This window comes from Microvirga makkahensis, assembly GCF_009830105.1.
Lineage (GTDB): Bacteria > Pseudomonadota > Alphaproteobacteria > Rhizobiales > Beijerinckiaceae > Microvirga > Microvirga makkahensis.
Genome location: NZ_WURB01000005.1, coordinates 271257 through 296238 on the forward strand (window position 1 = coordinate 271257; position 24982 = coordinate 296238).

Annotated in this window: 18 protein-coding genes and 3 pseudogenes; 10 read left to right on the forward strand and 11 right to left on the reverse strand. The window is 61.0% G+C overall.

The window, feature by feature from the left end; translation table 11 throughout:
- The first annotated feature begins 7 nt into the window (after positions 1–7).
- A complete protein-coding gene (locus GR328_RS09740) occupies positions 8–487 on the forward strand; it encodes a GNAT family acetyltransferase (RefSeq protein ID WP_160884314.1) in 480 nt (159 codons plus the stop codon).
- Between the two features lie 454 nt (positions 488–941).
- Here GR328_RS09740 and GR328_RS09745 read toward each other — a convergent pair whose 3' ends face one another.
- Positions 942–2072 carry a class I SAM-dependent methyltransferase gene (locus GR328_RS09745; RefSeq protein WP_160884315.1) on the reverse strand — a complete coding sequence of 377 codons (1131 nt, stop codon included), beginning with the start codon at positions 2070–2072 and terminating at the stop codon, positions 942–944.
- Positions 2073–2181: 109 nt separating this feature from the next.
- On the opposite strand from GR328_RS09745, the gene GR328_RS09750 reads away from it, so the two are divergent.
- Positions 2182–3219 (forward strand): GlxA family transcriptional regulator, encoded by a 1038-nt coding sequence (locus GR328_RS09750; protein WP_160884316.1) that lies wholly within the window; start codon positions 2182–2184, stop codon positions 3217–3219.
- Between the two features lie 222 nt (positions 3220–3441).
- Here GR328_RS09750 and GR328_RS28530 read toward each other — a convergent pair whose 3' ends face one another.
- Complete coding sequence (locus tag GR328_RS28530; RefSeq protein ID WP_160884317.1) at positions 3442–3672, reverse strand: helix-turn-helix domain-containing protein; 231 nt, start codon at positions 3670–3672, stop codon at positions 3442–3444.
- Positions 3673–4265: 593 nt separating this feature from the next.
- On the opposite strand from GR328_RS28530, the gene GR328_RS09760 reads away from it, so the two are divergent.
- The 4 genes and pseudogenes from GR328_RS09760 to GR328_RS09775 all read left to right on the forward strand — a co-directional run bounded on the left by GR328_RS09760 (position 4266) and on the right by GR328_RS09775 (position 8748).
- The gene (locus tag GR328_RS09760) at positions 4266–5219 is read left to right on the forward strand and encodes a hypothetical protein (protein ID WP_160884318.1); all 954 of its coding nucleotides are present in this window, start codon (positions 4266–4268) and stop codon (positions 5217–5219) included.
- Positions 5220–5709: 490 nt separating this feature from the next.
- A pseudogene (locus GR328_RS09765) lies at positions 5710–6923 on the forward strand (chloride channel protein).
- 20 nt (positions 6924–6943) lie between these two features.
- The gene (locus tag GR328_RS09770; protein WP_160884320.1) at positions 6944–7099 is read left to right on the forward strand and encodes a CBS domain-containing protein; all 156 of its coding nucleotides are present in this window, start codon (positions 6944–6946) and stop codon (positions 7097–7099) included.
- Positions 7100–7476: 377 nt separating this feature from the next.
- Entirely contained in the window at positions 7477–8748 is a 1272-nt protein-coding gene (locus tag GR328_RS09775) for a DUF389 domain-containing protein (RefSeq protein ID WP_160884321.1), read from the forward strand.
- Positions 8749–9263: 515 nt separating this feature from the next.
- Here the strand turns inward: GR328_RS09775 and GR328_RS09780 are convergent.
- Positions 9264–9572: a hypothetical protein gene (locus GR328_RS09780; RefSeq protein WP_160884322.1), complete on the reverse strand. Its 309-nt coding sequence runs from the start codon at positions 9570–9572 to the stop codon at positions 9264–9266.
- Between the two features lie 789 nt (positions 9573–10361).
- Here GR328_RS09780 and GR328_RS28535 point away from each other — a divergent pair.
- Positions 10362–10736 (forward strand): AI-2E family transporter, encoded by a 375-nt coding sequence (locus tag GR328_RS28535; RefSeq protein WP_160884323.1) that lies wholly within the window; start codon positions 10362–10364, stop codon positions 10734–10736.
- Between the two features lie 288 nt (positions 10737–11024).
- On the opposite strand, the pseudogene GR328_RS09790 reads toward GR328_RS28535, so the two are convergent.
- Together GR328_RS09790 and GR328_RS09795 are read right to left on the reverse strand one after the other, a co-directional pair.
- Positions 11025–12152 (reverse strand): annotated as a pseudogene (locus GR328_RS09790) (DUF2254 domain-containing protein); the annotation flags it as partial.
- Between the two features lie 349 nt (positions 12153–12501).
- Positions 12502–13494 carry a mechanosensitive ion channel family protein gene (locus tag GR328_RS09795; protein WP_160884325.1) on the reverse strand — a complete coding sequence of 331 codons (993 nt, stop codon included), beginning with the start codon at positions 13492–13494 and terminating at the stop codon, positions 12502–12504.
- Positions 13495–14314: 820 nt separating this feature from the next.
- Between GR328_RS09795 and GR328_RS09800 the strand changes: the two genes are divergently transcribed.
- A complete protein-coding gene (locus tag GR328_RS09800) occupies positions 14315–14887 on the forward strand; it encodes a PRC-barrel domain-containing protein (RefSeq protein ID WP_160884326.1) in 573 nt (190 codons plus the stop codon).
- Between the two features lie 897 nt (positions 14888–15784).
- Here GR328_RS09800 and GR328_RS09805 read toward each other — a convergent pair.
- The 3 genes from GR328_RS09805 to GR328_RS09815 all read right to left on the reverse strand — a co-directional run bounded on the left by GR328_RS09805 (position 15785) and on the right by GR328_RS09815 (position 17898).
- Positions 15785–16744, reverse strand: a complete 960-nt coding sequence (locus tag GR328_RS09805; RefSeq protein ID WP_160884327.1) for a CAP domain-containing protein — start codon at positions 16742–16744, stop codon at positions 15785–15787.
- 42 nt (positions 16745–16786) lie between these two features.
- The gene (locus tag GR328_RS09810; RefSeq protein WP_160884328.1) at positions 16787–17002 is read right to left on the reverse strand and encodes a hypothetical protein; all 216 of its coding nucleotides are present in this window, start codon (positions 17000–17002) and stop codon (positions 16787–16789) included.
- 350 nt (positions 17003–17352) lie between these two features.
- A complete protein-coding gene (locus GR328_RS09815) occupies positions 17353–17898 on the reverse strand; it encodes a LysM peptidoglycan-binding domain-containing protein (protein ID WP_160884329.1) in 546 nt (181 codons plus the stop codon).
- A gap of 745 nt (positions 17899–18643) precedes the next feature.
- Between GR328_RS09815 and GR328_RS27970 the strand changes: the two genes are divergently transcribed.
- Entirely contained in the window at positions 18644–19342 is a 699-nt protein-coding gene (locus GR328_RS27970; RefSeq protein ID WP_160884410.1) for an Ig-like domain-containing protein, read from the forward strand.
- 274 nt (positions 19343–19616) lie between these two features.
- On the opposite strand, the gene GR328_RS09825 is transcribed toward GR328_RS27970, so the two are convergent.
- Both GR328_RS09825 and GR328_RS09830 read right to left on the reverse strand, forming a co-directional pair.
- Positions 19617–19997, reverse strand: coding sequence for a rhodanese-like domain-containing protein (locus GR328_RS09825; RefSeq protein ID WP_160884330.1), 381 nt, complete (start codon positions 19995–19997; stop codon positions 19617–19619).
- A 288-nt stretch (positions 19998–20285) separates the two neighbouring features.
- The gene (locus tag GR328_RS09830; protein WP_205789873.1) at positions 20286–20483 is read right to left on the reverse strand and encodes a hypothetical protein; all 198 of its coding nucleotides are present in this window, start codon (positions 20481–20483) and stop codon (positions 20286–20288) included.
- Between the two features lie 548 nt (positions 20484–21031).
- Here GR328_RS09830 and GR328_RS09835 point away from each other — a divergent pair.
- Positions 21032–21768: pseudogene (locus GR328_RS09835) on the forward strand (TerC family protein).
- Positions 21769–22022: 254 nt separating this feature from the next.
- Here GR328_RS09835 and GR328_RS09840 read toward each other — a convergent pair.
- Positions 22023–24890 (reverse strand): right-handed parallel beta-helix repeat-containing protein, encoded by a 2868-nt coding sequence (locus GR328_RS09840; RefSeq protein WP_160884332.1) that lies wholly within the window; start codon positions 24888–24890, stop codon positions 22023–22025.
- Between the last annotated feature and the right edge of the window lie 92 nt (positions 24891–24982).

Genomic DNA, 24982 nt, shown 5'->3' on the forward strand with positions numbered 1-24982 from the left:
AAATCTGATGCATGTTTTGTCCCGTCTGATGTTCGCCATTGCCGGACTTGTGCTGATGCTCCTTGCCCTCGGGCTCATTCTGTTTGGCTGCTGGCGTCTTGTGGAGGCCCTCATTACGCCAGGAGCATCTCTCGAAGAGCCGCTTCTGGGGACCGTCGGGTATGTGGTCATCGCGGTTGCTGTGTTCGATGTCGCGAAATTCCTTGTCGAGGAAGAGGTGCTGAACGGTCGTGAGCGCCGGATTGCCTCGGAGGCTCGCAGAAGCCTTACCAAGTTCATATCGACGATTGCGATCGCGATCTTTCTGGAAGCGCTGGTAACGGTGTTCCGCGTCAGTGCCGGGAATGTGTCCCAGCTACTCTATCCGACATTTCTGCTCGTGGCCGCGACCCTCCTGATTGTCGGCCTTGGCCTCTATCAGCGGCTCAGCGCGACGGTCGAGCGCCAGGTGGACGCCCACGACCGGTCGGCGGAACACAAGCCTTGATGAAAGCATGCAATGAGCATTATCCACTCACTCCCGGCCCTCGTGCCGCCGCCCGGCTCTCGCCCAGCTTCACGAAGCCTTCGATGGGATCGACGCCGATCACGCGCTCAACTCCTGCTTTGATCGGAGTAGAGGAGATTGAGGCCGGGGCCGATGCCCATGCTGATCTCCAAGCCTGCACCCAGGGTGCAGGTGTTCGGTGAGAACTCCCACGGAGTTCGCCCCATGATCAGGGACGCGGCGGCGCGCCGGACCACATGAGACATCACATGGAACGATGTGCGCCTACACCTGCGTGCCGCCGAGGCCATCACGGGGACTTGGAGCATGGGGCGTGAAAAGCGGACCTGCGCTTCTGGACCATCCGATGCTCTCTTCCACTGTGAGCGCATCGCTCATCCGGAAAACCGGGTCCACCTTTCCCCAACGTAACCCTCCGGGTCCGCACGATGGGCTAGGCCTCTTCTGCCGATGATCCGTCTGCGGCCTCGTCCGGTCGCGATGTGCGTGCCACGAACCAGACGTTCATCGGATCATTGGGCAGTGTGTGACGGCCGATGTCGGAGAAGCCTGCCTGGCGCAGCATCGACTCGGCAGTCTCCCAGCCCCACATGGTTCCGAGCCCGGCGCCGCCCTGGCCGAGCGAGACCGGGGTGCAATGGGCGCAGGAGATCGCATAGAGAAACGACGCCATCGGAAAATCGATGTTGTTTTCCAGCCGTGCCGATCCGCCGATGTCCTGCATCAGATAGACGCCGTCCTGTCGCAGGGCGCGATGCAGGCGGCGCAGGAAATCCTGCGGATCCTTCTGATCGTGAACCGCATCGAACGTCGTGATGCAGTCGTAGCAGGCCTCCTCGCTCCAATCCGTCAGATCCCGCCTCGCAAACCTGACATTCGTCAGCCCGGCCGCCGCCGCGGCGCGGCTGGCATCCTCGATGGCATCGCCGCATAGGTCGTAGCCGGCAAAGCGACTGTTCGGGAAACGCTCGGCCATGGCGATGATTGCTCGGCCCTGGCCGCACCCGGCGTCGAGCATGTCGATCCCGACCGCGAGGCGCTCCGCCAGCCCCGGGACCAGCGGCAGCACGGTATCGAAGAGCTGCGCCACGACGGTTAGCCCGCTGTCCTCGGCCATTATCTGGTGGAAACAGGGATAGTTGTCGTAGGTCGTGCCCGCGCCGGTCTCGAAGCAAGAGATCACGCGCTCCTGGACAACTCCCAGCAGAGCGACATGCTGGCCGTACAGCGCGAGATTGCCGAGGCTGCCCTCGCGCGTCAGGGAGGCGGCATGCTCGGCCGGCAGAGTGTAGGTCTTGCGGGCAGGGTCATAGGTCACGATGCCGCCGGTGACGAGCGCGGCGAGCCATTCCCGGACATAGCGCTCCGACAGTTCGGCCGCGCGAGCAATCTGAATGCTGGTGCTCGGCGACATCTTCGCCATCGTGTCGAACAGCCCGGTCCGGTGGCCGATGGACAGCATGATGGCGATCGCGCCGGAGTTCACGATGTCCGCCGCGCGGGCGGCGAAGGCCTCCGCCGTTTGCTGGTCAAGCCGATGCGTTCCGGCAGATTGCTGAGACATGGTTGGTCCTCCTGGTTGTCACGATCACCGCGGCGAGGATGGGGCATTCGCCGCGAAGACGGCAGAGCCGAACTGGACAGGAGCAAGGCAAACCGGCCAATCTCGCATCATGAGCACGAGCGCGGAACCCAGGCCCATCTCGATCAGCCTGCTGGCCCTGCCGGAAAGCACGCCGGCGGCACTCTACGGGCTCTATGAAGTGTTCTCCTCCGTCGGCTCCGTCTGGTCGGAACTCACCGGTGAGCCGGTGACATGCCCAAAAATGGATCCCCGGATCGTCTCCCCAGAACGGCGGGCATTCCGGTGCGCCGTCGGCCTGCCCATCGTGCCGCAAGCCTCGTTGGAGAAGGCCGTACAGACCGATATCGTGATCGTCACAGACCTGACCCTCGCCGGCATCGGCGACCCGCGGGGCCGATGGCCGGAAGCCTCCCGCTGGCTTTGCGAGCAGTTCAACAGGGGGGCGACCATCTGCTCGGTCTGCACCGGCTCTGTTCTCCTGGCGGATTCCGGCTTGCTCGAGGGCTACGAGGCCACCACGCACTGGAGTGCGAGCGACCTCTTCAGGTCCTGCTTTCCGGGTGTCCGCTTGCGCCCTGAGCGCATTCTGCTGCCGAGCGGGCCAGAGCACCGCATCGTCACCAGCGGTGGCGCCTCCTCGTGGGAGGACCTCGCCCTCTACCTGATCGCCCGCTATTGCGGCGAGGCCGAGGCGGTTCGCACGGCCAAGATCTTCCTGTTCGGAGACCGCAGCGAGGGCCAGGCCGCTTACGCCGTCGCCGGGCAGGGAAGGCGGCACGAGGATGCCGTGATCGCGCGATGCCAGACTTGGATCGCCGAGCATTATGCGGCCGACAACCCGGTCATGCGCATGGTGGCTCAGGCAGGGCTGCCCGAGCGGACCTTCAAGCGCCGCTTCTGGGCCGCCACCGGCTATGCGCCGGTCGAGTACGTACAGACCCTGCGGATCGAGGAGGCCAAGCAGCTTCTGGAAACCACGGCTGAGCCGACGGACACCGTCGCGCATATGGTCGGTTATGACGATCCCGCCTTCTTCCGACGGCTGTTCAAGCGGCGAACCGGGATTACGCCGGCCCGTTACCGGCAACGCTTCCAATCCATCGCGCGGCTGCACCAGACGGCCTGAGAGCGGGTGTGGGGTGGGGCAAGCCTGGAGCTCGATGCGGCGATCCGCGCGTCCGGGTACCGGACAGGCCGGACGCGTTGACGGCATCATCTTAGGACCGGCGCCGGATGGGACGCCCGCCAGCACCGGAGCCCGGGGGGCGCCGCAGCTGCACGATTGCCGGCCGCGCTGCGGCAGATCGGGTGAGGCGAGCTGGAGTTCGACGAGGCCCACCACGCACGATCAAGAACCGGCCTCTCGGGAATGTCGGTCTGCGGCCCGGCTGGCGATAGGCAGGTTGCCAAAACGGGTCCGGTATGCGGTCGGACACACGCCCGTGTGGCGTTTGAATAATCCCCGGAAAAAGGTCCGGTCCTCATAGCCGACCGCCTGACCACCAGTCTGGATAGTTTGGCGCCCATCCTCCAAAAGATGTCTAGCCATGGTGATCCGGAGCGCATGAATGTAGCTCAAGGGGTGTGCCCGGTAGCATCCTTGAAACGCCGGACGAAGTTTCGGGGCTCATGCCGACTTGGGCAGCAATGGCTTCCAGGCTGACAGGCTGTTGAGAGTGCCGGTGCCGCCAGTCTCCCAACGCAACCCGGTGCTGGAAGCAACGAAGATTGTAACAAGCGGCGGCATCCTGATCAGTGGGAGACGCACTTGGTCTGCGATACGACTGACCGGCTCCGCGACCGATCAGGACACGGGCTGAATCCGATCCGGATCTGGCAAGGCGCCTATCCAAACCATCGGCTCGATCTGATCCATACGAGGCGAAAGCAACAGGCAAGCATACCTGAAATCTGCTGCCGCGCTCGCTGAGCAATTCGGACTCCTGTCCGCATCAGCCTCTCGCAAGAACGGATGTCGCTCTTGGTCTCCTATCCGAAATTGCGACGCATTCGCCTGCTGCACCCCTGTTTTTCGTACAGAACCGTACAGGGCTGAGATCCAGCCCGGACCCAGGGCCGCGGTCTGTCATTACGACGCATCAAGAGGTCTGGAGCCTCATCATTGAGGGAACTATGCGGATGCGATGGGTTGCCGTGCTCGTCAGCGCTCTTTTGGCCGGCGGTTCGACTGAAGTGCCTGCTCAATCCAGCTTCGACTTCCAAGGCGGCCAGGGAAATCAAGGCCGGAGCTTCGGCCAGAACCGCACCGGTCCGGGCATGAACCAGCCAAGCGTCAACCGGAATTGGGATCCTGGGCCGCTGTCTCCCCCGGCCGAGAACCAGCCTGACAATCAGACCCAGCACAATCAAACCTGGCCGCCCGGTTCCCTTTCCCCAGAGAGCGGACGCCAAAATACCGTGAGCCAGTCTCAGGGGCAAAGCCGGGCGAGCAAAAGGGCGCTGCTTCGTCAGGAACGGCGCCAGGCTGGATTCCGGAACATCCGCATTCTCGACGCCGCGTTCCTGGTGCAGGCCAGAACCGGATCGGGACAGCAGGTCATCATGGTCGTCAATCCACCCGAGCAGAACGGCCTGACGACCTCAAGCACCTCCGGGTCGGACCAGGGTTTCAATCCTCAAGGGCTGTCGAACCCACGTCCGCAGGTCGGCTCGAGTCAGAATTCCGGGGCAGGTTCCAGTCGCAACCAGCTTTCAGACGAGATCATGACTCCAAGGCTGGTCGGTCAGGATCGGATTCGATCGCATCCGCAATTGCACGGCTTCTCCAACATCTCTGACCTGACACAGGACGGAAATACCTATACCGGCACGGCAGACTGGCATGGCGAGCAGGGGGACCTCCGGGTCGATGGGCGCAACGGCTTCGTGATCGAACCGAGCCATGGCACCCCCAGCCAGGTTCGGACCATGTTGAATGAGCAGGGCTGGAACATTGTCGGCAACATACAGCAGCAGGGCACCAGCTGCCGGGTGCAAGCGTCACGGAATGGTACGCCCTACAATCTCTTGATCGATGCCGGGACAGGCGAGAGCAACCGGCAGACCGCCAGCACCAGCGAGCCCTCAGGCAACCGAAGCTCAGACGACCAACAGTACCGGCAGTAACCAAGCGGGGGGCGGTCCCATTCCGTCTTCCTCGATCCGGAGAGGAGGCGCCCGAACATCGCTCCCGGCATGAGAGACCTTGCCGGTTTGGGGTCTCTCATGTCAGCCTATGGGGGCACAGCAACTGCCCGCCACCTGCCGGCCTAAGGCATCTCTGCGTTGGTATCCGTTAACCCGCCTGAGCGGGCCCGCAATCGTCTTGATCCGGGTCTTGCCTGAGTTCCGGTGCGGGAAGAATCTCTTCCGATGAACCGTCGATCACCCTTCAAGCATTTCGCCCGGCAGTTGTTCGGCCTTCTCTCCGACCTCATCAGGCCCAACCTCTCAACCTTTCCGGATGAGGGCCACCTGCGAGCCTGGGTCACGGCGCTGGTGGTCGGACTGTTCGCTGCCTGCGCCTCTGTCGCCTTCCGGCTTGCCATCGACGCCGTTCAGATCCTTTGGCTCGGCACCTGTCCGAGCGTGTGGCTAGTGCGACGCATAGCGTTGCATGGCCGTCATCCTTGCAGCGCCAGCTATCGGCGGGCTGGCTGTCGGGCTTCTCCTGTTCCTCGTGCCCGGCCGACGGGCGGGGGGGCCAGCCGATGTCATTGAGGCGCAAGCCTTCAGTTCTGACCGGCTCAGCTTGCGCGGTGGCATACTAGGAGCAATGGCGGCGGCACTGACGCTCGGATCAGGCGGGAGCGCGGGCCGCGAGGGCCCGGTGATTCATCTTGGCGCGTGCCTGGCCGCGGCACTCGCGCGGCGGGTCAAGTTGCCCGATCGGGATGGTAGGGCTCTTATCGGTGCTGGAGCCGCAGCCGCCATCGCGGCGTCGTTCAATGCACCAATTGCAGGCGCCCTCTTTGCTTTGGAGGTCGTATTCAGGCGCTTCTCGGCGGCGGTGCTGGCGCCGGTCGTCATTGCTTCGGCGGCTGGGACGATCATCGGGCGAGTTGCCTTCGGCGAGTTTCCGGCCTTCCCTATTCCGGAGCACCGCATCGCCGCCACCTGGGAGTTCCCAGCCTTTGCGATGCTTGGGGCTGTTGCGGCCGCCGTCGCCGTCTTCTTTCAACTTGCCGTGATGGGAACTGACTGGATATTCAGGACCTTGGCCGTTCCGCTCTGGCTCAAGACAGCGCTCGGTGGTGTGTGCGTTGGAGCGCTTGCTGTCTTCTTTCCGGAGGTGCTGGGGGTCGGCTACGAGACCATAGAGGCTGCCCTGACCCAGGAGCTCCCGCTTGGCCTTTTGGCCAGTCTTGTCCTTGTCAAGACCGCGGCGACCGCCCTCACGCTCGGCAGTCGCCTGGCAGGCGGAGTTTTTCTCCGGCGTTGTATCTTGGTGCAATGGCCGGAGCAGCCTTCGGACTTGCAGCCACTTCGCTCCTGCCCGAGCCAGCTTCTAGCAGAGCCGTCTACACCATCCTCGGGATGGGGGCCGTAGCTGGAGCCGCTCTTGATGCCCCAATCTCAACAACAGTGATGGTGTTTGAGCTCGCCGGAGGCCACGCTATGAGCATCGCGTTGCCGCTTACCGTCCCGGTTGCCGACACTCTGTCCGAGGCGCTCCTCGGCTGCAGCTGCTTCTTTCTACAATTGGCGTCCCGGGGGCTGTATCCCGATGAAGGGGTACATCGGCGTGTCGGGCGCAGACTCATGATCAAGAACCTCATCAGACCTCTGGAGCCTGGCGAGCGTGTCGCCGCGACGGGGAATGCATTCTGACTACCAATGACTCCATCGAGGTGGCGCTCAGAGCCTTTGATGCCTGCGGCCGTGAACATCTTCCCGTCACCGACGCGCGAGATCATGCCCGTGTTGTCGGCGTATTGGAGCAAGCCGAGGCGCTGAAGGCCTTCAACGCCGCGTTGATCGATGCAGCCGCCGAGGAGAAGCGGTAAATCTGCCGGGCAATCGTCAAGGATCGGATCGTTGCCCAAGGTCTTACTGTTCGATGAGCGGATGTGCTTGCGACTGACCTCCAATTCCCAGATGTAACAAAGGCCCGGCCGGCGCATGCCAGCCGAAACAAGGCGGGAGCGGGCAGTGGGGTGCGCGAAACCGTTGCTTGTACGGAACACCATACACTACGAATCAGAAGGTGATGCGAAGCAGGCACGATTGGCATCGCTTCGGCGTTGTCACCCGGTCCCTTATCAAGGAAAGGAGGCTGGTGGTGCTGTCGTGGACATTTCAAGTACGCCTCGTGCCCGGGTTAGCTCCGTGCTTGGGAAGACCGGTGCCGTGAAACCAAGGTTACATTCCTGAAGGGGGTTCGATGCGCCAAATGATCGTGCGCGTCCCGCGCGGGCAGGGAGGCCAAGTTGTTTCGCTCGCCCGAATGCACAAGGGCAGGAATCTGTCCTACTTCGAAGCCGAGGCGGAGGAGGGGCCATGCGATGTTGTTCTGGTCCATGTGCCGAACACCCAGGTCGAGGCTCTCCTTGATGAGCTTGATGGTATTCCCGACCTCCACCTGACCCTCATCCCGCGCGGTGTGATTACGCTCCGTCCACCCGCATCGCAGGCTCCTGAGCAGGTTGTCGACGTCGCTCATCGCAGTCCCATCGAGATCTATCTCGGAGGGCTTCAGAGCGTCGGATCATGGACAGGCTTTCTCGGCTATGCCGTCGCTGCAGGCATCGTGGTCTGGATCGGATTGTTTACGAACACCGTGTACCTGCTCACCGCGGCGATGCTCATCGCGCCCTTCGCCGGGCCAGCCATGAACTCGGCGCTCGCGACGGCCCGAGGCGATGTGGCCCTGCTTGGGCGCTCCGTGCTCCGCTACTTCGTCGCTCTCGCAGTGGCGATCCTGGTCGCCTGGGGCCTGAGCTGGGCCATGAGCCAAAGGATCGCCTCCGAGCAGATGATTTCCACCAGCATGATTTCGTCTGTGACCGTCCTGTTGCCCCTGGTGGCCGGTGCAGCCGGTGCGCTGAACCTGAGCCAATCGGATCGCAGCAGTCTTGTCAGCGGCGCCGCGACAGGAATGCTTGTCGCAGCTTCGCTCGCGCCCCCGGCTGGGACAATCGGGATGGCGTCGGCCATCGGCGAGTGGGACCTCGTCAAATCAGGCGCTTTCATTCTCCTGCTGCAGCTTGTCGGCATCAACCTGTCAGGAACGATTGTCTTTCGCCTGTTCGGCCTCTCGCCCAAGGGAGTTCGGTATGTACGGGGCCGGGCTTGGCTTGGGATTACAGCCTGGTCGGCCTCTCTGGCCGCAGTCGTGGCACTCCTTACCTGGCAGTTCTCAAGTTCGCCGAATCTCCAGCGCTCGACCCAAGCGCAGCATGCGGCGGCAGTGGTGCAGGAGGCGATCAACGCGAGCGGCTTGGCCAAGCCCGTCCGCGTGAGCGCGGATTTTACGCGCGCCGACATTCCGGGGCAGAACACGCTGCTGGTCGAAGCCTATGTCCAGGCGAGCCGCGCCGATGAGAAGCAAAGAATCGAGCAGGACCTGTCCAGCGCGATCCAGTCGCGCCTGAAAAGCCAGTTCAATGTAACGCCACTTGTGGACCTGACGGTGCTGACACCTTCGGAGCCGTGATGATTGGGGCCTCTGCCGGTAAGGGCTAGGTCCGCCTGGATCACCCCGGTTCTGATCGATAGCCGCGGTTGCGGCCACACCGCCGGTTGCCACAAGGCTCATGCGCTCGCCAAGAGCCGCAGCGATCTGGTCCTCGCCACGAGCGTCAAGTGCCAGGAGAGTGGCGTACAGGACGTGGGACCGTGAGAACATGGGTCTGATCCCGATTGCTCTTGTGGCTCGGGACGCAACAACATCGGCCCGGACATGAGAAACCGGGCCCAGATTTCGCTCTCTACGGCGATCGGTCCCTGGACTGGGTGTGTGCATCGACAGGGGCTACCATGACGCGGGACCACGACACGGAAACTGGTCCCTTCCTCCCAGTTCGATCTGCTCGGCAGCAACAGATTGCCGGGTTGCGAGATCTCGCCGATTTGGGCGTTCACGCTCACGTTCATCTGCTCGCCACGCCAGTCGGCCGAGGCGCAGAAGTGATCTCTTTCGCGCTGCAGATTCCGGATATCTGCGAGGCGCTATTTCAGCAGCGAGCGGACCTGGCTTTCAGTCATCATGCTCCGTCCGCCGCCCTGTCCGGACATGCCCTGGTCCTGACACATGCTAGAGCGCTGGCCCTGTTGAATCCCGACCACGCCAAAGCCGTCGGCGGATCGACCATCGCAAGAACGTAAGCGCGCGGCGGAAGGATCAATCATGAGGTCGATGGCCCACGCGAGTTGCGCCTCGGATTCGTTCAAGGCCTGTGGACGAGCAATTCGAGTGTCGAGATCAAGATCCCGCAGGTTCAGGGCAGGGCTGATGCCTTGATGAACCACCTTACCCACGTGGACGGCATGCCTCCCGACCGAAATCTCCTCGTGATCTTTCCCCACGTATGGTGGCCCCGCCATTGCGTGCCGGAATGGCTTGGGCGAGGGACTGCACTTCCTTGATAGCGCACAGGTCGGGACGGTTGACCGGCAGCACGAGCCCACAGGTGAGCGGGTGCGCAGTCGGCCGACCATGCAAAAGGATACCCGTCCATGGCCCCTGCGTCGGCGCAGGGGCCGTCCATCACGAAGCGCGTCCGTAATGTGAGCCGGACAAGATCATCACCGCATCCGCTGCCTTCCACTGTTCTTGGTACGGTTGCGACCCAATCCCGCAATGGTTCCGGAACGTGCGTGTCCCACTGGCATTCGCTCTGTGCCACCTCATTCAGCACATGAGCCGGCACACATATCGCTGGAACCATTATCCTCAATCAGGGGAGACTCATGATGCGCACACTATTTGTACCTACCATTGCTTTGGCCATGTCGGTTTCATCGGCAGCGCTTGCGCAAAAGCCAGCCTAGCGGCGGACAGCAGGGCGGCAGCCAATCGTCGCAGCAGATATCCCCCCGCAGCTATAAGGAGGTTGAGGATGCCCTGAAGCAGGCTGGCATCCAGAATGTCCGGACGCTCAATGCCACCTACCTTGTGAGTGCGGTCACCAAGGGAGGTGAACAGGTCACCTTCGTGATCGACCCACCTGCGTCAGCCGGGGCCTTCTGGTGGATTGGACTGCCTTCGCCTCTGGCGCCTGGCTTGATCGCCGGTGCGACCAACTTCATCCCGTTCCTTGAGCCCATTTGGGTGCCGTTCCGGCTTTGGTCTTTGCCACTACGATGGACTTGGCAACTCTGCTCTGGACTGCCGCTGCAGTCATGATCATTCAGCAGCTCGAGGGCAACGTCATCAGACCTTTCATCCAGCAGCGGGCGGTATCCATGCCTCCCGCCCTGGTGCATTTTGCCATCGTGGTGTTCGGAGTGACGTTCGGCTGGCTTGGCATTCTCCTTGCCGTTCCCCTTGCAGTTGCTATTACAGTATTGGCGAAAAAACATGCGTCCGCCAGACTTCGGGCGAGAGCACAACTGTGCCCGGTGAGAAGCAAACTACATCCGACGAGGCTACGGTGCCATCCTCCGGGGGGCGTAATCTTGCCTCCTTACGGCCTACCTTGAGCGTTGTCTCCACACGATGTTACCGCCGTCGGAACGAAGCGCTCTCGAATCCAGTCCGGTCGGGTATGCGAAAGGTCGTCTGAATCAGAGCAGATGGAGCGTCCCCTTCCTGAAATGAGTGGTGACGGCGCCCCGAGCCTGCTCGATGCGGGTGAGGACGGCTTCGCGGTCGCTCGGCGTGAGATTTTCTTCCTTGGCGGTCTCTGCCAATTTTGCCAAATGCCCCAACACCGTCTCCCGCGTCGATGTGGACATGAGGACTGGCGCCAACTGCCCGAGGACGTCAGCGATCCGGATCAGCACCGTGGGCAGCTGCCCCGCGGCCTGGCGGATCGCGTCAAACGCCATATCAGTCAGGCTCTGTACGTCCGAGCGTTGGGCGATCACCCGCACATTGCCATCCTTGTCGCGCCAGACAGCAGCCTGGAGCGAGCGCTGAAAGATCTCCTCCAATGCTGCGCCCAGCCGATCAATGACTGCGACCGCCGTATACGGATCGTTGATGCCAGGCGATAGGGCCCGCAAGGCGATCTCTACCAGTTGGCGCAGGCCATATTCCAAGTCTTGTGCCGGTGTGCGCTCGCTGTTCACCACGAAAGCGTCTCTCACGGCCTCGACTGCCTTATGACTCATGGGGCGCTCGCCGTGGACAACCACATGCTCGCCATTCATCAGGAGAAAGTGCCCGGCCCGTACCTTTACCTCCAACAGAACCTTCTCCTGGCAGGCGATCTCAGCCAACCGATGATAATCGACGACTTGGACGTAGCCAGCCCGGTCGAGCGATACGGTACCGGCTCTAGACACCCTCAGTTCCGGCAAGGCACGCTCCGTCTCGCCTGCGTCTTCCGGCAAGATGCTTCGGATATCGTTGTGCAAGTCGCTAGCGATCCGAGTGACCACGTTGTCGGCGATGATCGCGCTGGCGATCTTGTGCACGTAGAACAGCAGCGCCATCAGGCAGACGACCGTGAGGCCGCTGCCGACAGTGATCGCAATGTGCGGCACGCCCTCGCTTCCGAGCGTATCATCCAGGGTGCGCAAGACCACGAGCACGTAGAGAATGGTGCCGAGGAAAAGGCCCAGGATCATCTGGATCTGCCGATCCGCCATGAAGGTCGCGATGAGGCGCGGCCCAAGCTGATTGGCGGCGAGCGTCAGGATCACGAATGTGACTGACACAACGAGCGAGGTCATCGTCATTAGTCCAGAGAGCAGGCTGGACAGGAGATCACGGGCACTGCTCGCGTCACCGCTGTAGAGCCACCAGATTTTGGCGTCGTCCCACCCCTCCAAAACGGCGGCGCCTGATGTGAGCAGCCACCAGGCCAGCCCCAGCGCGAGAATGCTCATCGCCAGCGGTATGAGCCAAAGCTGGCCGCGAAGTCGAACGATGATGTTCCGGATCCGCTCCATGGAGGGTCAACCGCGAGCGGGCCGGCAGGATCCCGAGGTGGGATCCTGCCGGAATTGGCCCTACGATGCATTGTGAATGGTACCGCCGGATTGCCTGCGCCCCTCGGTCCGGACCGCACTCGCCCTGCCCGAGCCGGCGCCGAATAAGGATTGCCGCGATAGCTCCGATCTTCCCAACAGTAGGCGGAGGTCCTCGGGCAAGGCTCCAATCGCCGCCTCAACACGCCCGGAGAAGCTATGCAGGTTCCGGAGCAACCTGTAGCGACAAGGTTTGTTCCTGGGCACAGCCGATCCGTGTACGTTAGCGTGCCGGTGAAACTTGCGCTCTGCCGTCGAGCCTCCGCACCGATTAATGACGCCGTCGGGTCGGACGGGGAGCCTCCTCCACTCGTCTCTGTTCACCTCCATCGGTGACGGTCCCTGCGTTCAGGTGGCGCGGGGCTGGCGGGTTGTCGCCAGCCGGCCAGCCCTCGCGCTGGCGCGTGCGGTCCCCGTCGACCTCCTCGGTCTGGTCGTGCAGCAGAACAACGTTGGTCGGGAACGGCAGGTCGATACCGGCCTCACCCAGCGCCTGCCGAACCGCTTGGATCACATGCCCCCGTGCATGAACCACGTCCGCCTGGTGCGGGTCGGTCCACCAACGCACCTTGATGTTGATGCTTGATCCGGCGAGTTCCCATGGGATGGCCTCGGGGGCGGGGTTGTTCGATATGCCCGACAATCCCTCGATCGCGTTGCGGATCACGTCGCACGCTTTCTTGACATCGTCACCGTAGCCGATTCCGACGTCGTACTCGCTCCGGCGCTGCTCGAAGGCGGTGTTGACGGTCACAGACTCGGTGTAGACGCTGCTGTTGGGAATGATCACCCGCTTGCCGTCATAGGTCCGGATCAGGGTCGCGCGCGCCTCGATCCGCTCGACCGTTCCCTCATGCTTGCCCACCACGATCTGGTCCCCTTGGCGGAAGGGGCGCCGCAGGAGCAGCAGCAGGCCGGCCAGCCAGTTCTGCAGGATGTCCTTGAAGGCGAATCCGACGGCGATGGAGCCGATACCCAGGGTAGCCAGGACGTCGGCGGGCTTGACCGACGGGAACACAATGGTGGCGACAACGAGCAGGCCGAGGGCAATGATCGACCAGCGTGTAAAGCCGGCCAGCAGCGCGGCGAGATCCGGGCGACCGCGGTGGTGGAAGAACCGGGATATGCCCGCACGCGCGCCCCAGGCGACTGCCAGGAAGATCAGGAAGACCACCAGCGCGATGCCGAGGTTGGGCAGAATCCACCAGAAGCCCGTGATGAAGCCTTCGATCCGCTCCAGGGTGATGCTGGCGTCCGTTTCCATGGCGTCACTCCTGGCTGTGCTCTCACGGTTCAGGCGGAACGCGTACAAGTGTAGGGTGTTCCCGGGTTGTTATCTGATCCGCAGCGATTTTTAGCGTCCCCGCTGGAAGTGGCGAACGTCAGAGGGCACCCGCACACCGGAGCGCTCGTTTGATGGTGTCGCCGGTCCGCTGGCGTACCAGTTTGCGGCGCAGGATAGGAACGGAGCCGCGGGGATATGGTTAGCCTTAGAAAATTAGGCCCGAGGGTCGACCATGCCTTTCAGGATCTCGAGCTTGAAAGGTCTTGCGACCCGAACCTGCGACAGTGGGATCGGAAGCATCGGAAATGTTCCTTTTGAGGATGACACCTGGCGCGTGCGCTGGCTTGTTGTCGATAACGGTCCCTGACCCACGGGACGTAAGATTCTGCTCCCTGTATCTCGCTCGAAGGTCCCTGAAGCAGGTGTCGCATCGATTGCGGTCGACGTGACTAAAAGAAAGACTGAAGAGAGCCCGAAAGCGTCATCGATCTTCCAGTGTCTCGGCAGATGGAAATTTCGCTTTACGAGTCCTGTGGGTGACGCCCTATGGGGCGACACCCGGCATGCCGAATGTCGCGGGGAGCGCGCATCCTGTCCTGCCTGCGGCACCTGTTCCGCCGACGGGGGAGCACCCGCCTTGGGCGAGGCCCCTGCGGCGGCCCAGGGCAACATGCCTGATCTTCGAGGGCGGAATGGAGAATATCCGGCTGATGCTTCCGGTTCAACCATCTCAGCCATGCGGTGGCAAAATAGGAGAGCCAGCAAGTATGTGAGGATATCGGCAATGGTACGAGCACAAATGGAATTGCTTCTGGCGATTGGATACACCGTACTGCCTGCAAACTTGACTTACGCCCAGTCGGATCAGGGGCGGGCAGAGTGCGACCGCCTCATCAGCGTTCTCCAGGGAAGGGCGCTTTCGGAGGCGTATGAGGCGCTCCAGAGAATGCAGATCTCTTGTGAGGGGGGGCAGTACCAAGCCTGCATGGATACCGCGCAGGCATTGCAAAACGGGTCTTCGTCGAAAGCCGTGCTCGAAGTTGGGCAGGTTGCCGGCATGGATGTTTTCAACCGTAAGGGAGAGCAGATAGGGGACGTCGATCGCCTGGCGCGAGGAGGCGACCAGCGGATCTTCGTGCTCATGCCCTATCGTGGCCCGCGGTGGCCTGGAAACAAGCAAATTGCCATTCCACTCGATAATATGACGATTCATTCTGGCAGACTCTCGCTGCCCGGTATCGGAGAAGAAGAGATTCTTGCCATGCCAGCCGTGTCGCAGGATGGCGGCGAATACCGATCTCCGGATCATACGGAGACTGTCAGTCTGCCGCTTGCGGATGCATCGCCAAATCAGACAGGGACGACCCGATGACGGACATGACGGAGGGAGAGGGCTCAGAACGGTGCTGTAACGCTCCCTTCAGCGCTGCATCTCATTCGGCCTCCTCACCTGGCCATCTTGGAGAACCCGGTAGACGACTGTTTCGATCTCGGGCGAAAGCCTGCTGTAGATTCCAACGCACTGGACATCGGCTCTGAAGCGCGGAGTTCGCCGCATGAGAGAGCGGGATTCGCAATCGTGATTGTTGCCAACACTGCGAATGCGTCCGGGAGAGTGCCAAATTTCGCCCTCCTTCAGGTGATGCCAATCACACGCATGCGTGTCGTTCGAAGATCCGATCCGCTGTGAGATGCTGGGCTAGAACACGCTTGGGCGACTATTTCTTGCGCGTGACGATGGCCGCGGCGGGATACCAACATCCCGCTCGGCCTCGCTTTTACTCGCAAGCAGGGATTCAATTTCAGATCCGTCGGAAAATTCGGTTTCAGCCTTCCCGCCACTGCTCGCGGGAGTTCGGGAGCGAAGGGTGGTGTGTTCAAGGGCAGGCATTTGAGTTGATCGGTAATCCCACTGTGCGTGCGATGGTATGTCGCCCATAGTTTCAGTCTACGTGACTTCGCGGAGATGAGTCGGGCGCTGTTCGCCCGAACTGCTGAACCGGTTCAGTCGACACAAGCGGGTGCTCGGTTTCCAAGACCTCGACACTGCCCGCATGATGCTTGGCGGCATTGAGGTGATCCATATGAAGGGGAACGATAGGCGAAGTATACCGACGAAACCGGCGATTGTGGGATCATGGGCGAGGCTCATCTTGATCGGTTCGGAACGAGACCGGACGAGACGGCCGCTGCTCCGCTCATCGCAAGAGCGATGCTGCGCTGGCTTATGAGTGCTCCGGCAGTGTTTGTCGTGATAGAACGAACCACCTCACCGTCGCTGGCCGAGGACGGCAGAAGCCGTCTTGAGCCCGTCACCGTTTGCCTGGAGTGCAAGCCCGAAATGAGTGAGATCGCGGCTGAGAAGCCGGGTTCTGTAGCCTGGGTCTTCGAGCCACTGGCTCACGAAATATCGGATGTCCGCGTCGGTCGGCTCCGTTCCGCATCCCCCGCAGCGCCCGACGATTGCCGTCCAAGACCGCCAGTTGGGGGATGCGTCGGCCGGCAGGACGTCTGAGAGACGCCCCTGGACATCGAGATCCGCCGTATCTTGGCTGCCCCGCGGCACCACGTTCGAGGCGGCGCGAACCAGAGCCGGATCGGCTCGCAGGGGTTCTCGGCCATTCGCGCGACGCTCCCTGTTGATCGGTTGGAGTGCCAGGGCCGTCTGTTCTTCTGCCTCTGTCACAGGGGATGCTCTACCGGCCTGCATCTCTCTCGGAGTTCCAGTCCCTGCGAAGGTCTGGACGGCATAGAGGGCCTCACCGGAATCGGCGATGATGCCGAACCCGAACCGATCCAGACCTCTCCTCAGGATGTTCTCGCGATGCGGTGGGCTGTCCATCCAGCCCCGGTGCAGACGTTCGACTCTTTCCTCTGTCGGTGGGACAGGGCACCCCTGGCACCGGGCAATATTCTCTGCCGTCACATGCCAACGGCTGCCCCCGGCATTGGTATAGCGGTCGGCCACCGTATCGCCCTCCGGGGACGAGTGTGCGTAGTATTTCCGCTGCAGCATGTCCTTAGCGTGGCTTTGGGCCGCTTCGTTCAGAGCCGGTCCGAGCGACAGGAGGGGCAAACCGTGCTCCTGCCGCTCTCTGTTGACAAGTTCGAGAGCCTTGTGCCTGAGGCGATCCAGACTCCCCGTCTCGGCCGCAATTGTCGGCCCGGGGAAGTCGACGAAGTTCATGGCGACGATGAGGACCGAAGCGATGGGACCGAGATGCGTCATGCACGCCATCCCCCCGTGCTGTCGGTACCGAGCCCAAGGCGGCTAATCGCCTTGCTCTTCATCGCTTAGCCCCTCGGAGAACTCATCCTCGGCGTCGTCGGCAAGACGCTCACCGGCTTCGAAATTGCGTTGAAGAGACGGCGGGGCTTGCCCGGGAAAACCGAACAGATCCTCCTCGGATTCCGTTTCTTCGTCGAAGGATTGATACACCTCCTCGTCTTCAGAAATCTGTGCTCTCGCAGCTCCGGATGCGACCATGAGACCAGCAAGGACCCCTGCGAGAAGGCACAGCCTGAGAGGGTGGCGGTAGAATGGATCTAGCAGCAATGGCATCATCGCCTCCTGAATTCGGCCAAGCACGACAGCGCCTGGGTTCCAGTGCGCCCTTCGGCGATATCGATCCTGTCGGAACCGCCGAACTCGCGGTTTCACTCACGGCCCACGTCACCAGTCCGGGGCAGCCTCGATCTTGATTACCTGTCTCGGTCAAGGGACAAGCTGCTCCCGGGTCAAGCTGTGAGAGTGCGGGGGGTTCCCCAATCTCTCAGCCGCGGCCTGGACAGCGTACGCTCGGGACGCAAATCGTCCTGGATGCCGGCACAGCAGCGTCAGCGTGCCTTTCCGGCCGCGTAGCGGGCATTGACCTCAAGCGGTCCGGAGCTGAGCGTGATGCTGGCGCGCGGCACTTCGACGGAGAGGGTGAAGTTCTCATCTCCTGCCCTCAGCCACCCCGACAGGCGCAGACTGGCGTGAAGTTCGCCTTGGGCATCCACGCGCGCGCCTTCCAGGATGAGATGGTGCTCCGGCGAGCGACTGGTGCCGCCCTTGATCCAGACACGCACCCCCGGCGGCAGGTTCGATGCCGTGATAGTAACCCGTCCTCCGGGCGTCAGAACGGACGGCTCGACCGCAATGATGTCAGCTTCCGCTACCGATCCAGTCTGGGAGACCTGGTCTTCTTGGGAGCCCTGCGGCAGCACCAATGCGGACCCGACTGGCAGGAGGTCGGGATCGTGAAGCTGAGGGTTGGCGTGGGCGAGGGCTGACAAGGTCGTGCCGCAGCGCCGGGCGATGGCCGACAGGGTATCGCCGGGCGAGACCGTGACGGGAGAACTGCACCCGTTCGGTGCGCGCGCCTCGACGACTGAACTCATCGGTATGGCTCCGACCGCAAGAAGGCAGGCCCCAAGAAGGAGTGGAGGTCCGACGGTTCTGAGGGCGCAATTTACAAGCATGTCCATGATGGGCGAACGGACGGCTGGCGCTACGGTTCCAATTGCCGTCTGCTCTCTGCCTCGGGCCTCAATATCGTATACTCGTGGATGGCTGGCCATTGCGCTCATCGGAAGCGTGTCGATCCGCGCAGAGTCGAGGGTCTTCAGTGCGGCGGTGAGCTCCAGGCTGCCGACGATACGGCTGGAGCGGTACTCATCGGGAGCCGGATCGTTATCACCGGGCTCGGCTTGGCGTGGCTACGGCAGAATTCCGGTGCGCTCCCCTAAGTTGTCCAGCTTCGCGATGCGATCCGAAAGCGAAGAGGAATGCATGGTCAGCCGTACACATTTTCTCGACCGACGCCCGGAAGCTATGCCTGCATTTTGAATGCGATGTGGTGGCGGGCATGGTCCGCGACAACGTTACCGGGGGGCAGCGTCGAGAGTGGGGATGTTAGTCGACTAGGGTGCGAGGGATAGCTGCCGGATGCGATGCTGTACCCGCCGATCCGCCCTCCCGCATAACTCCGGTAGCTCATCACCGACACCTCAATGGAATCGAAGGCCGCATCCGCTGCCGGGAAACCATTGATGTAGTCGTGGGTGTGCTTCAGGCCAAGGGCACGGCCCAGTTCGTGAAGAAGGGTGAAATAGATGCAGCAACGGCAGAGCCAGCGGCAATGTCATTCTCGGCGGGGCAAACGGTGCAGGTCAAGACACTGATGCCGATGATGCTCTTACGGTCACTGCGAATACGGCGCCGAGCTACGGCACCGTGGTTCTCAAAGCTGACGGGACGTACACCTACACCGCAAAGGCCGACGTGCTTCGGGCTCTTGGCGCCGGCCAGATCCTGACTGATACCTTTACCTATGTTGCCAGCGGTCAGAACGGCGGGGCCTCCAGTGCCACTGCTTCGATCGTCTCGCGCGGACGAGAGGACACGATCTCGGGCGGTATCGGAAACGACTTTCTCGTCGGCGGAAATTACGGAGACCGTCTCTACGGCTATGGCGGCAATGACAGGCTGTATGGCGGACAGGGTGCCGATCTCCTCGACGGGGGCTCTGGCCGCGATGCTTTCGTGTTCAATGCCAAGCCCAAGAAAGGTGCGGTTGACACGATCCTGGACTTCAACCTCTTAGAGGACAGGATTGTGCTGGATAGCGCAGTCTTTGATGTGCTCGGCGGGCCGGGCATATTCAGGTGGGATGCTTTGCGATGGGGCGCTAAGGCAACCGATGCCAACGACCGCAACCGTTACGACTTCCTCACGGGCGCTCTCTCCTATGATGGTGATGCCAGTGGATCGGCAGCTGCGGTTCAGATTGCCAAAGTCAGTCCATGGCTGTGGCTGACCCGCGACGATTTCAGGGTCATTTAGAAACCCGATGGCTGGAAGACCGTAGCGCCCCGAACAGGAAAGCCGCGTCGCCCGCGGTGTCCACCCGGCGAGCCATGGTCGCCGGCTCTGGAGCGTTGATCTCAGAAGCGATCGATCCGGAGTGCGCTCTTTGGGAGCAGACGATCGTGCAACGCAAGCCCTCGGGTCCGCCCGACGGGCTCATGGCGGCTCCGGCAAGGGATCCTGCCGTTGAAATCATCCTCAAGGCATCGCCTGACACCTTCTCCAGGATCCCGCTTCTCATTGGACAGTGTTACGCGGGCTCAGTATCGATGCCAGATTCAGCCAGATCCTTGAACCCACCTATATTGAAAACGGCGGTGTAGCCCATGTCCTGAAGCGTTTTTCCGGCAAGGGCGGAACGGCCGCCCGAGGCGCAATGCAGGAGGATGGTCCTGTCCTTCTGAAAGGCGGGGTTATGGTATTGACTGTCCGGATCTGCCCGGAACTCCAGCATGCCGCGGGAGACGTTCATCGCACCTTTGAGGCGGCCGGTCTGCTGAACCTCCGTCGGGTCGCGGACATCGACGACAAGCGTATTGCCGGACTGCATCTTCTCCCTGGCTTCAGCGGGCGACAAACGAGGAACGGCGGAATTGGCTTCCTCCAGAAAGTCCTTGACGCTCTTGGGCATCGCTTTCTCCCATCTGCAAACTTTCAAGGGCTGGAAGGCTCCGCCCAGAGCGGCGACCTGTCAAGAAGAACAAGAGAGGTAAGGGGACTGAGGGCGCTCGGCAGTTCCTCCTTCAGGGCTTGCAGGCACAGGCAGGCGGTCTGCAATGAGCGACCTCCGGGAGCAGACTGGTCATGGGCGCATCCGCGATGGGCTGGATCAGCGCACCGGCGCATCCAAAAGATGCTTTGCATGCAGTGCACGGCGGCTTGACCCTCTCCGGCCGGGCTCAATGGTCGAGATAGTCTCTCATTCGGCAGCACCCATGAGTTCGGACATTGTTTCTGGCCGGGGTCGCGTCAGGATCTGGATACGCCTGCCGTCGGGAAGCTCGATGGTGCGCAGGGTCATGACCTCGAGGCCGGCATCGATCCCCTCGCGGACCCTTTCAGCACGGGCTGATCTAGAGCCTCGATCAGCCCGTTCGCGGCGCTGAGCCGATTGCACGGACCGTTCCTTTCTTGCCGCCGCCGAGCGAGCCTTCTGTCGGCGGTCCTTGCGTGCACTCACGGACTTGCGGGGTGGCGGCTTCAAGGCCGGTTTCTCCTCCTGGGCCACTGAGGTGACCCCTCCGGTTCGTCGCTGGGCCGGTTTCTCGTCCGCCTCGACTTTGGTTGCCGCGTCCATGTCCGCAGGCCGCGCAACCGGCTCGGGCGTGGCGGGCTTCGGTGAAGTCGCCGCAGGAGTAGGGGAGGGGGCTGGATCAGGCGTTGCTGCAGCCTCGGAGGGCGGGTCAACCCATGGCCGTGGCGATTGTGCGTGGCCGGTCGATGCCGCAGCGAACAGGCCGAGGGCTAAGCTCACACTCCCGATCCAGTATAACGGTGTTCCCATGGCAACCTCCTATCCGACAGAGGGAACGCTTGCCCGGTCTGACTTGGTTCCAACGTATCGTCAGGAACCCAGAACAAAATCGAGGGCGAATGTACGGCCAGGTTTTGTCTGAGAAGGGCCACGGGAAAACATGGAGGGAGAAATTCATCCGAGAGTAGCTCATGGACCAGATCCTCGCCTTGACAGCAGCCCCGGCCGCATGGGCCGCTCCGAGAACCCTCGTCCCATGGAGGCGGTGCTCGGAACCGACAATCTGATCTTCATTTCGATTCGTACCAACAAATGAGCTCCTCACCAGCAGGCGAGGGCTCGGAGCATCGGCACCGCCTCGGCCCTCGTCCTCCGCCTGAAGATGTTGGAGACGATAGTCACCACCGCCCGATTGACCGGACCCTTGTTCACGTCCCTCGGACACGACTTCTCCTGGAGGGATATCATTCTCGCGCCGGTGGCATCTTCCTCGTGTGGAAAGTCACGAAAGAAATCCAACACGATGTGGATCCCGATCCTGCACCGGACATGTTCGACAGCAGGCAGGCTGGAATGATCCTCGCTTCGGCGACTGAGCAAATCCTGATGCTGGATCTGGTATTCTCGATCGCCGGCATCATCACGGCAGTCGGGATAACGGAGCCTGTTCCCATCATGGTCACCGCAGTAGTTACCTGCGTGACCGCCATGCGTCTTGCCGCTGACCCTTTGTCGCGGTTGATCCGGGCCAGTGCCACCCATGTCGGCACTGGGCTTCCTGCCGATGATCGATATGACCCTGGTCGCGGAGGGCTGCATCTCCGCCGCGATGGTATTCTCCGCTCTTGCGGATGCGCTTAACATGCTCTTCCGGCCTGCCAAGAGAGCCCACAAGGTTGGCCGCCAGGCTTTGTGCCAGGGCGGGTGATGCCCTGAGAAAGGAAGATGATCATGGACAGTTGATCGAGGCTCGCAACGGCTTCCATGGAGAAGCGGCTCCAGGGGACCTGGAGCCGCGATCGCGATGCCCTGTTCAGAGGATGGAGTACCGGACCCACAAGTGGATTCCGCTTTTCACGTCAAATCCTCTAGAGGCTTTCAGCGAAGTGAACTTGATTCGCTGCTCAATCATGCGGCGAACCAAAGAAAGAGATGATGCCATTCTCAGCGAGGCCGCTCCTCTCAGAACACGACGAAATCGGAGTTACTGAGAACCTTGTTGGCGCCGATGTTGGCGAAGGTTACTTGGCCTCCGGCTCTGCTCCCATTGGAGTCGTACCAGACATCACCGGTCGTCTTGTTGTAGCCGATGTAATCGTTCGAGTCCTTGGCGGACGATCCAATGGTGAAGAAGGCGGAACTGAGGGTGCCGGTACTCTTGAGGGCTTTGAAGATCGCATTCTCAAGTTTGATCGTGTCGTATCTCCCGTCGAAATCGCCGATCCTGTCTTTGTTCGCTGAGGAGCTCAAAGCAGAATTGAAAATGAACACGTCATTGCCAGAGCCGCCATAGAGTAAATCGTTCCCTGCTGCGCCGTTTACGACATCATTGCCGCTCAAGCCCTTGATGACGTTGCCGGCCGCGTTGCCCACCAAAGCATTGCCGAGATCGTTGCCGGTAAGGTCGATTGCGGAGCTTCCGATGCTTGTCATACTCTCCACGTGTGAGGAGAGGACATAGCTCACGCCGGTCACAATCCTATCGCTCGTGCCCCCTGTCGAGGTTTCAAGGACGACGTCGTTCTGGTCATCGACATAGTAATAGTCGTTCCCGTTGCCGCCTTGCATCCGGTCGGCAGCCGCGCCGCCATTGAGGATGTTGTTAGAGGAATTCCCAACAAGTGTATTGGCCAGTGCGTTGCCAGTTCCTTTGCTTGCGGTTCGGGTCAGAATGAGATTTTCCGTATGCGCGGTGAGAGCATAGTTGATGCTGCTGTAAATCGTATCGATACCGCCATCAGTCCGCTCGATGACGAGATCGTCTATATTGTCGACGTAATAGTCGTCATCGCCATTGCCGCCGTCCATGGAGTCCGCTCCACCGCCTCCATTGAGAGTGTCTCTACCCGCCCAGCCTCTGAGAGTGTTGGCGGCAGCATTGCCGACGATCTTGTTGTTGAGCTCATTTCCGTTCAGCGTCAGACTACCGGTTCCGCTGGTCGTCAGGTGTTCGACGTTAGCCGAGAGCGTGTAGTTGACAGACGTAATGATGTGATCGTTGGTTCCTCCGCCGGCTGCTTCCACCACGAGGTCGCCTGTGTCATCAACATAGTATCTATCGTTTCCTAGGCCCCCTTCCATGCGATCTTCGCCTGCCAAGCCGTCGAGTATGTTATTCGAGGCATTGCCGACCAGGTTGTTGCCTGACGCAGAATTACCTTTGGCCGTCGTCGCCGTGCCAGTGAGAATCAGCCTTTCCACCGCCGTCGGAAGAGTATAGTTCGCGCTGCTGTACACCGTGTCGATACCACCAAGGCCATTGTTGACCTTCTCGACGATGACGTCGGTGACGAGGTTTACATAATACGTGTCGTTTCCATCACCGCCTTCGAGGGTATCGGAACCGGCGCCCCCATTGAGCGAATCGTCTCCGGCTCCCGCCTTGATCACGTTGTTCGCGGCATTGCCTACGATCTGATTGCTAAGTGCGTTGCCATATCCATTGATGGTTCGGAGGCCCGTGAGGGTCAGATGCTCCACATTGTCGGTGAGAGTATAGGTAATCGAAGATAAAACGTGGTCGTTCGTTCCCTCGCCTGCGCTCTCCACAACAACATCTCGGGAATGGTTGACAGTGTACGTGTCATTCCCACCGAGACCATGCATGGTGTCCGCGTCAGCCGTGCCTTCCATGACATCATCGCCAGAGGTTCCCTCGCGAACGAAGCCTGGAATTGATATATCGCCTGCATCCATGCCGCTGATCTTGTTGCCGATCGCCCTCGTGGTCGTAGGCCCTCCGTTGAGGTTTGTCGCTTCTTCACGAATTCCGTAGCGCGCATTGATTGAGCCGTCGGAATAGATGGTGTTATCCAGAACCTGCGTGTTCGTCGAATAATAGTTAATCTTTGTTACCGCATCGTCATAACGAAGGCGGATCTGAATCTCATCGTATGTACGGTCGGCTTCTTGGGAATTGTTGTAAATGAAGCTTTCGCGAACAAGCGTATCGGTAGAGCCCTCGACCCGGATACCTTGACGAAGATTCTCGTAGATCCTGGCGCCTATGATCGAAACGTCATCCGAGAGCTTAACGAGTACGCCTTCCCTGGCGTTGCGATAGTACTCGCCGCCGATGACTTGGATGTTCGTCACCCAGGGAATGGTTGTGTATCCGTTCGGGATGATGTTGCCACGCTGAATGGTCAGGCCGGCGGATCCGTTGTCGTACGCCTTGTTGTCCTGAAGAACAAGGTCGCTCGTTGCGTTCTGAATATTGAACCCATGCCGACCGTTTGCATACGAGACGTTGTTCTTGTACGTGCCACCAACGATGAAGTCAGCTACGAATCCATCGAGCCCATTCCCGCGCGCCACGCAATTCTCAATTGTAACGTTCCGAGTGACTTCGTGCGGATTGAAGCCATAAGCCGTGCAATTCATGATCTCGACGCCGGACAATGTGATGTCGGACTGGATCTTGTTTTCCGCAGCTTTCACGCCACAGATGAAGCCGGCTTGGTGATCGGTGTTGTTGGCCCGGTTGCCGTCAATCGTCAGGTTTGAGATTGTTACATTCGAAACATCAGTCAATGCTGTACGAACGATGCCGTTGATCCGCGCATTGAATCCATCATCGAGCTTGATGATGGTTTTCCCCATTCCCTCGCCGATAAGCGACACGCCGGAGAGAAGCTCGACGCCTCCCTTGGACGGATCCTGATGATCTCCTGTGACGGCGTAAACGCCGGCTGCCAATTTGACGGTGACCTGCCCGCCATCAGGGTTCCTCTGATATTCGGCATTGGCGGCTTTGACGGCTGCGTCGATGGCAGCCATGTCCTGCTTCGCGTTTCCTGTCGGCGGGGCGACATTGATGATTGTGGCCATTTATGGGGTTCCTTGGTGGATAAACCCTCATATAGCAAGGCATAAATTTCTATCGATTGCGCCTTGGAGGTAATACATTCGCTTCCTGTATA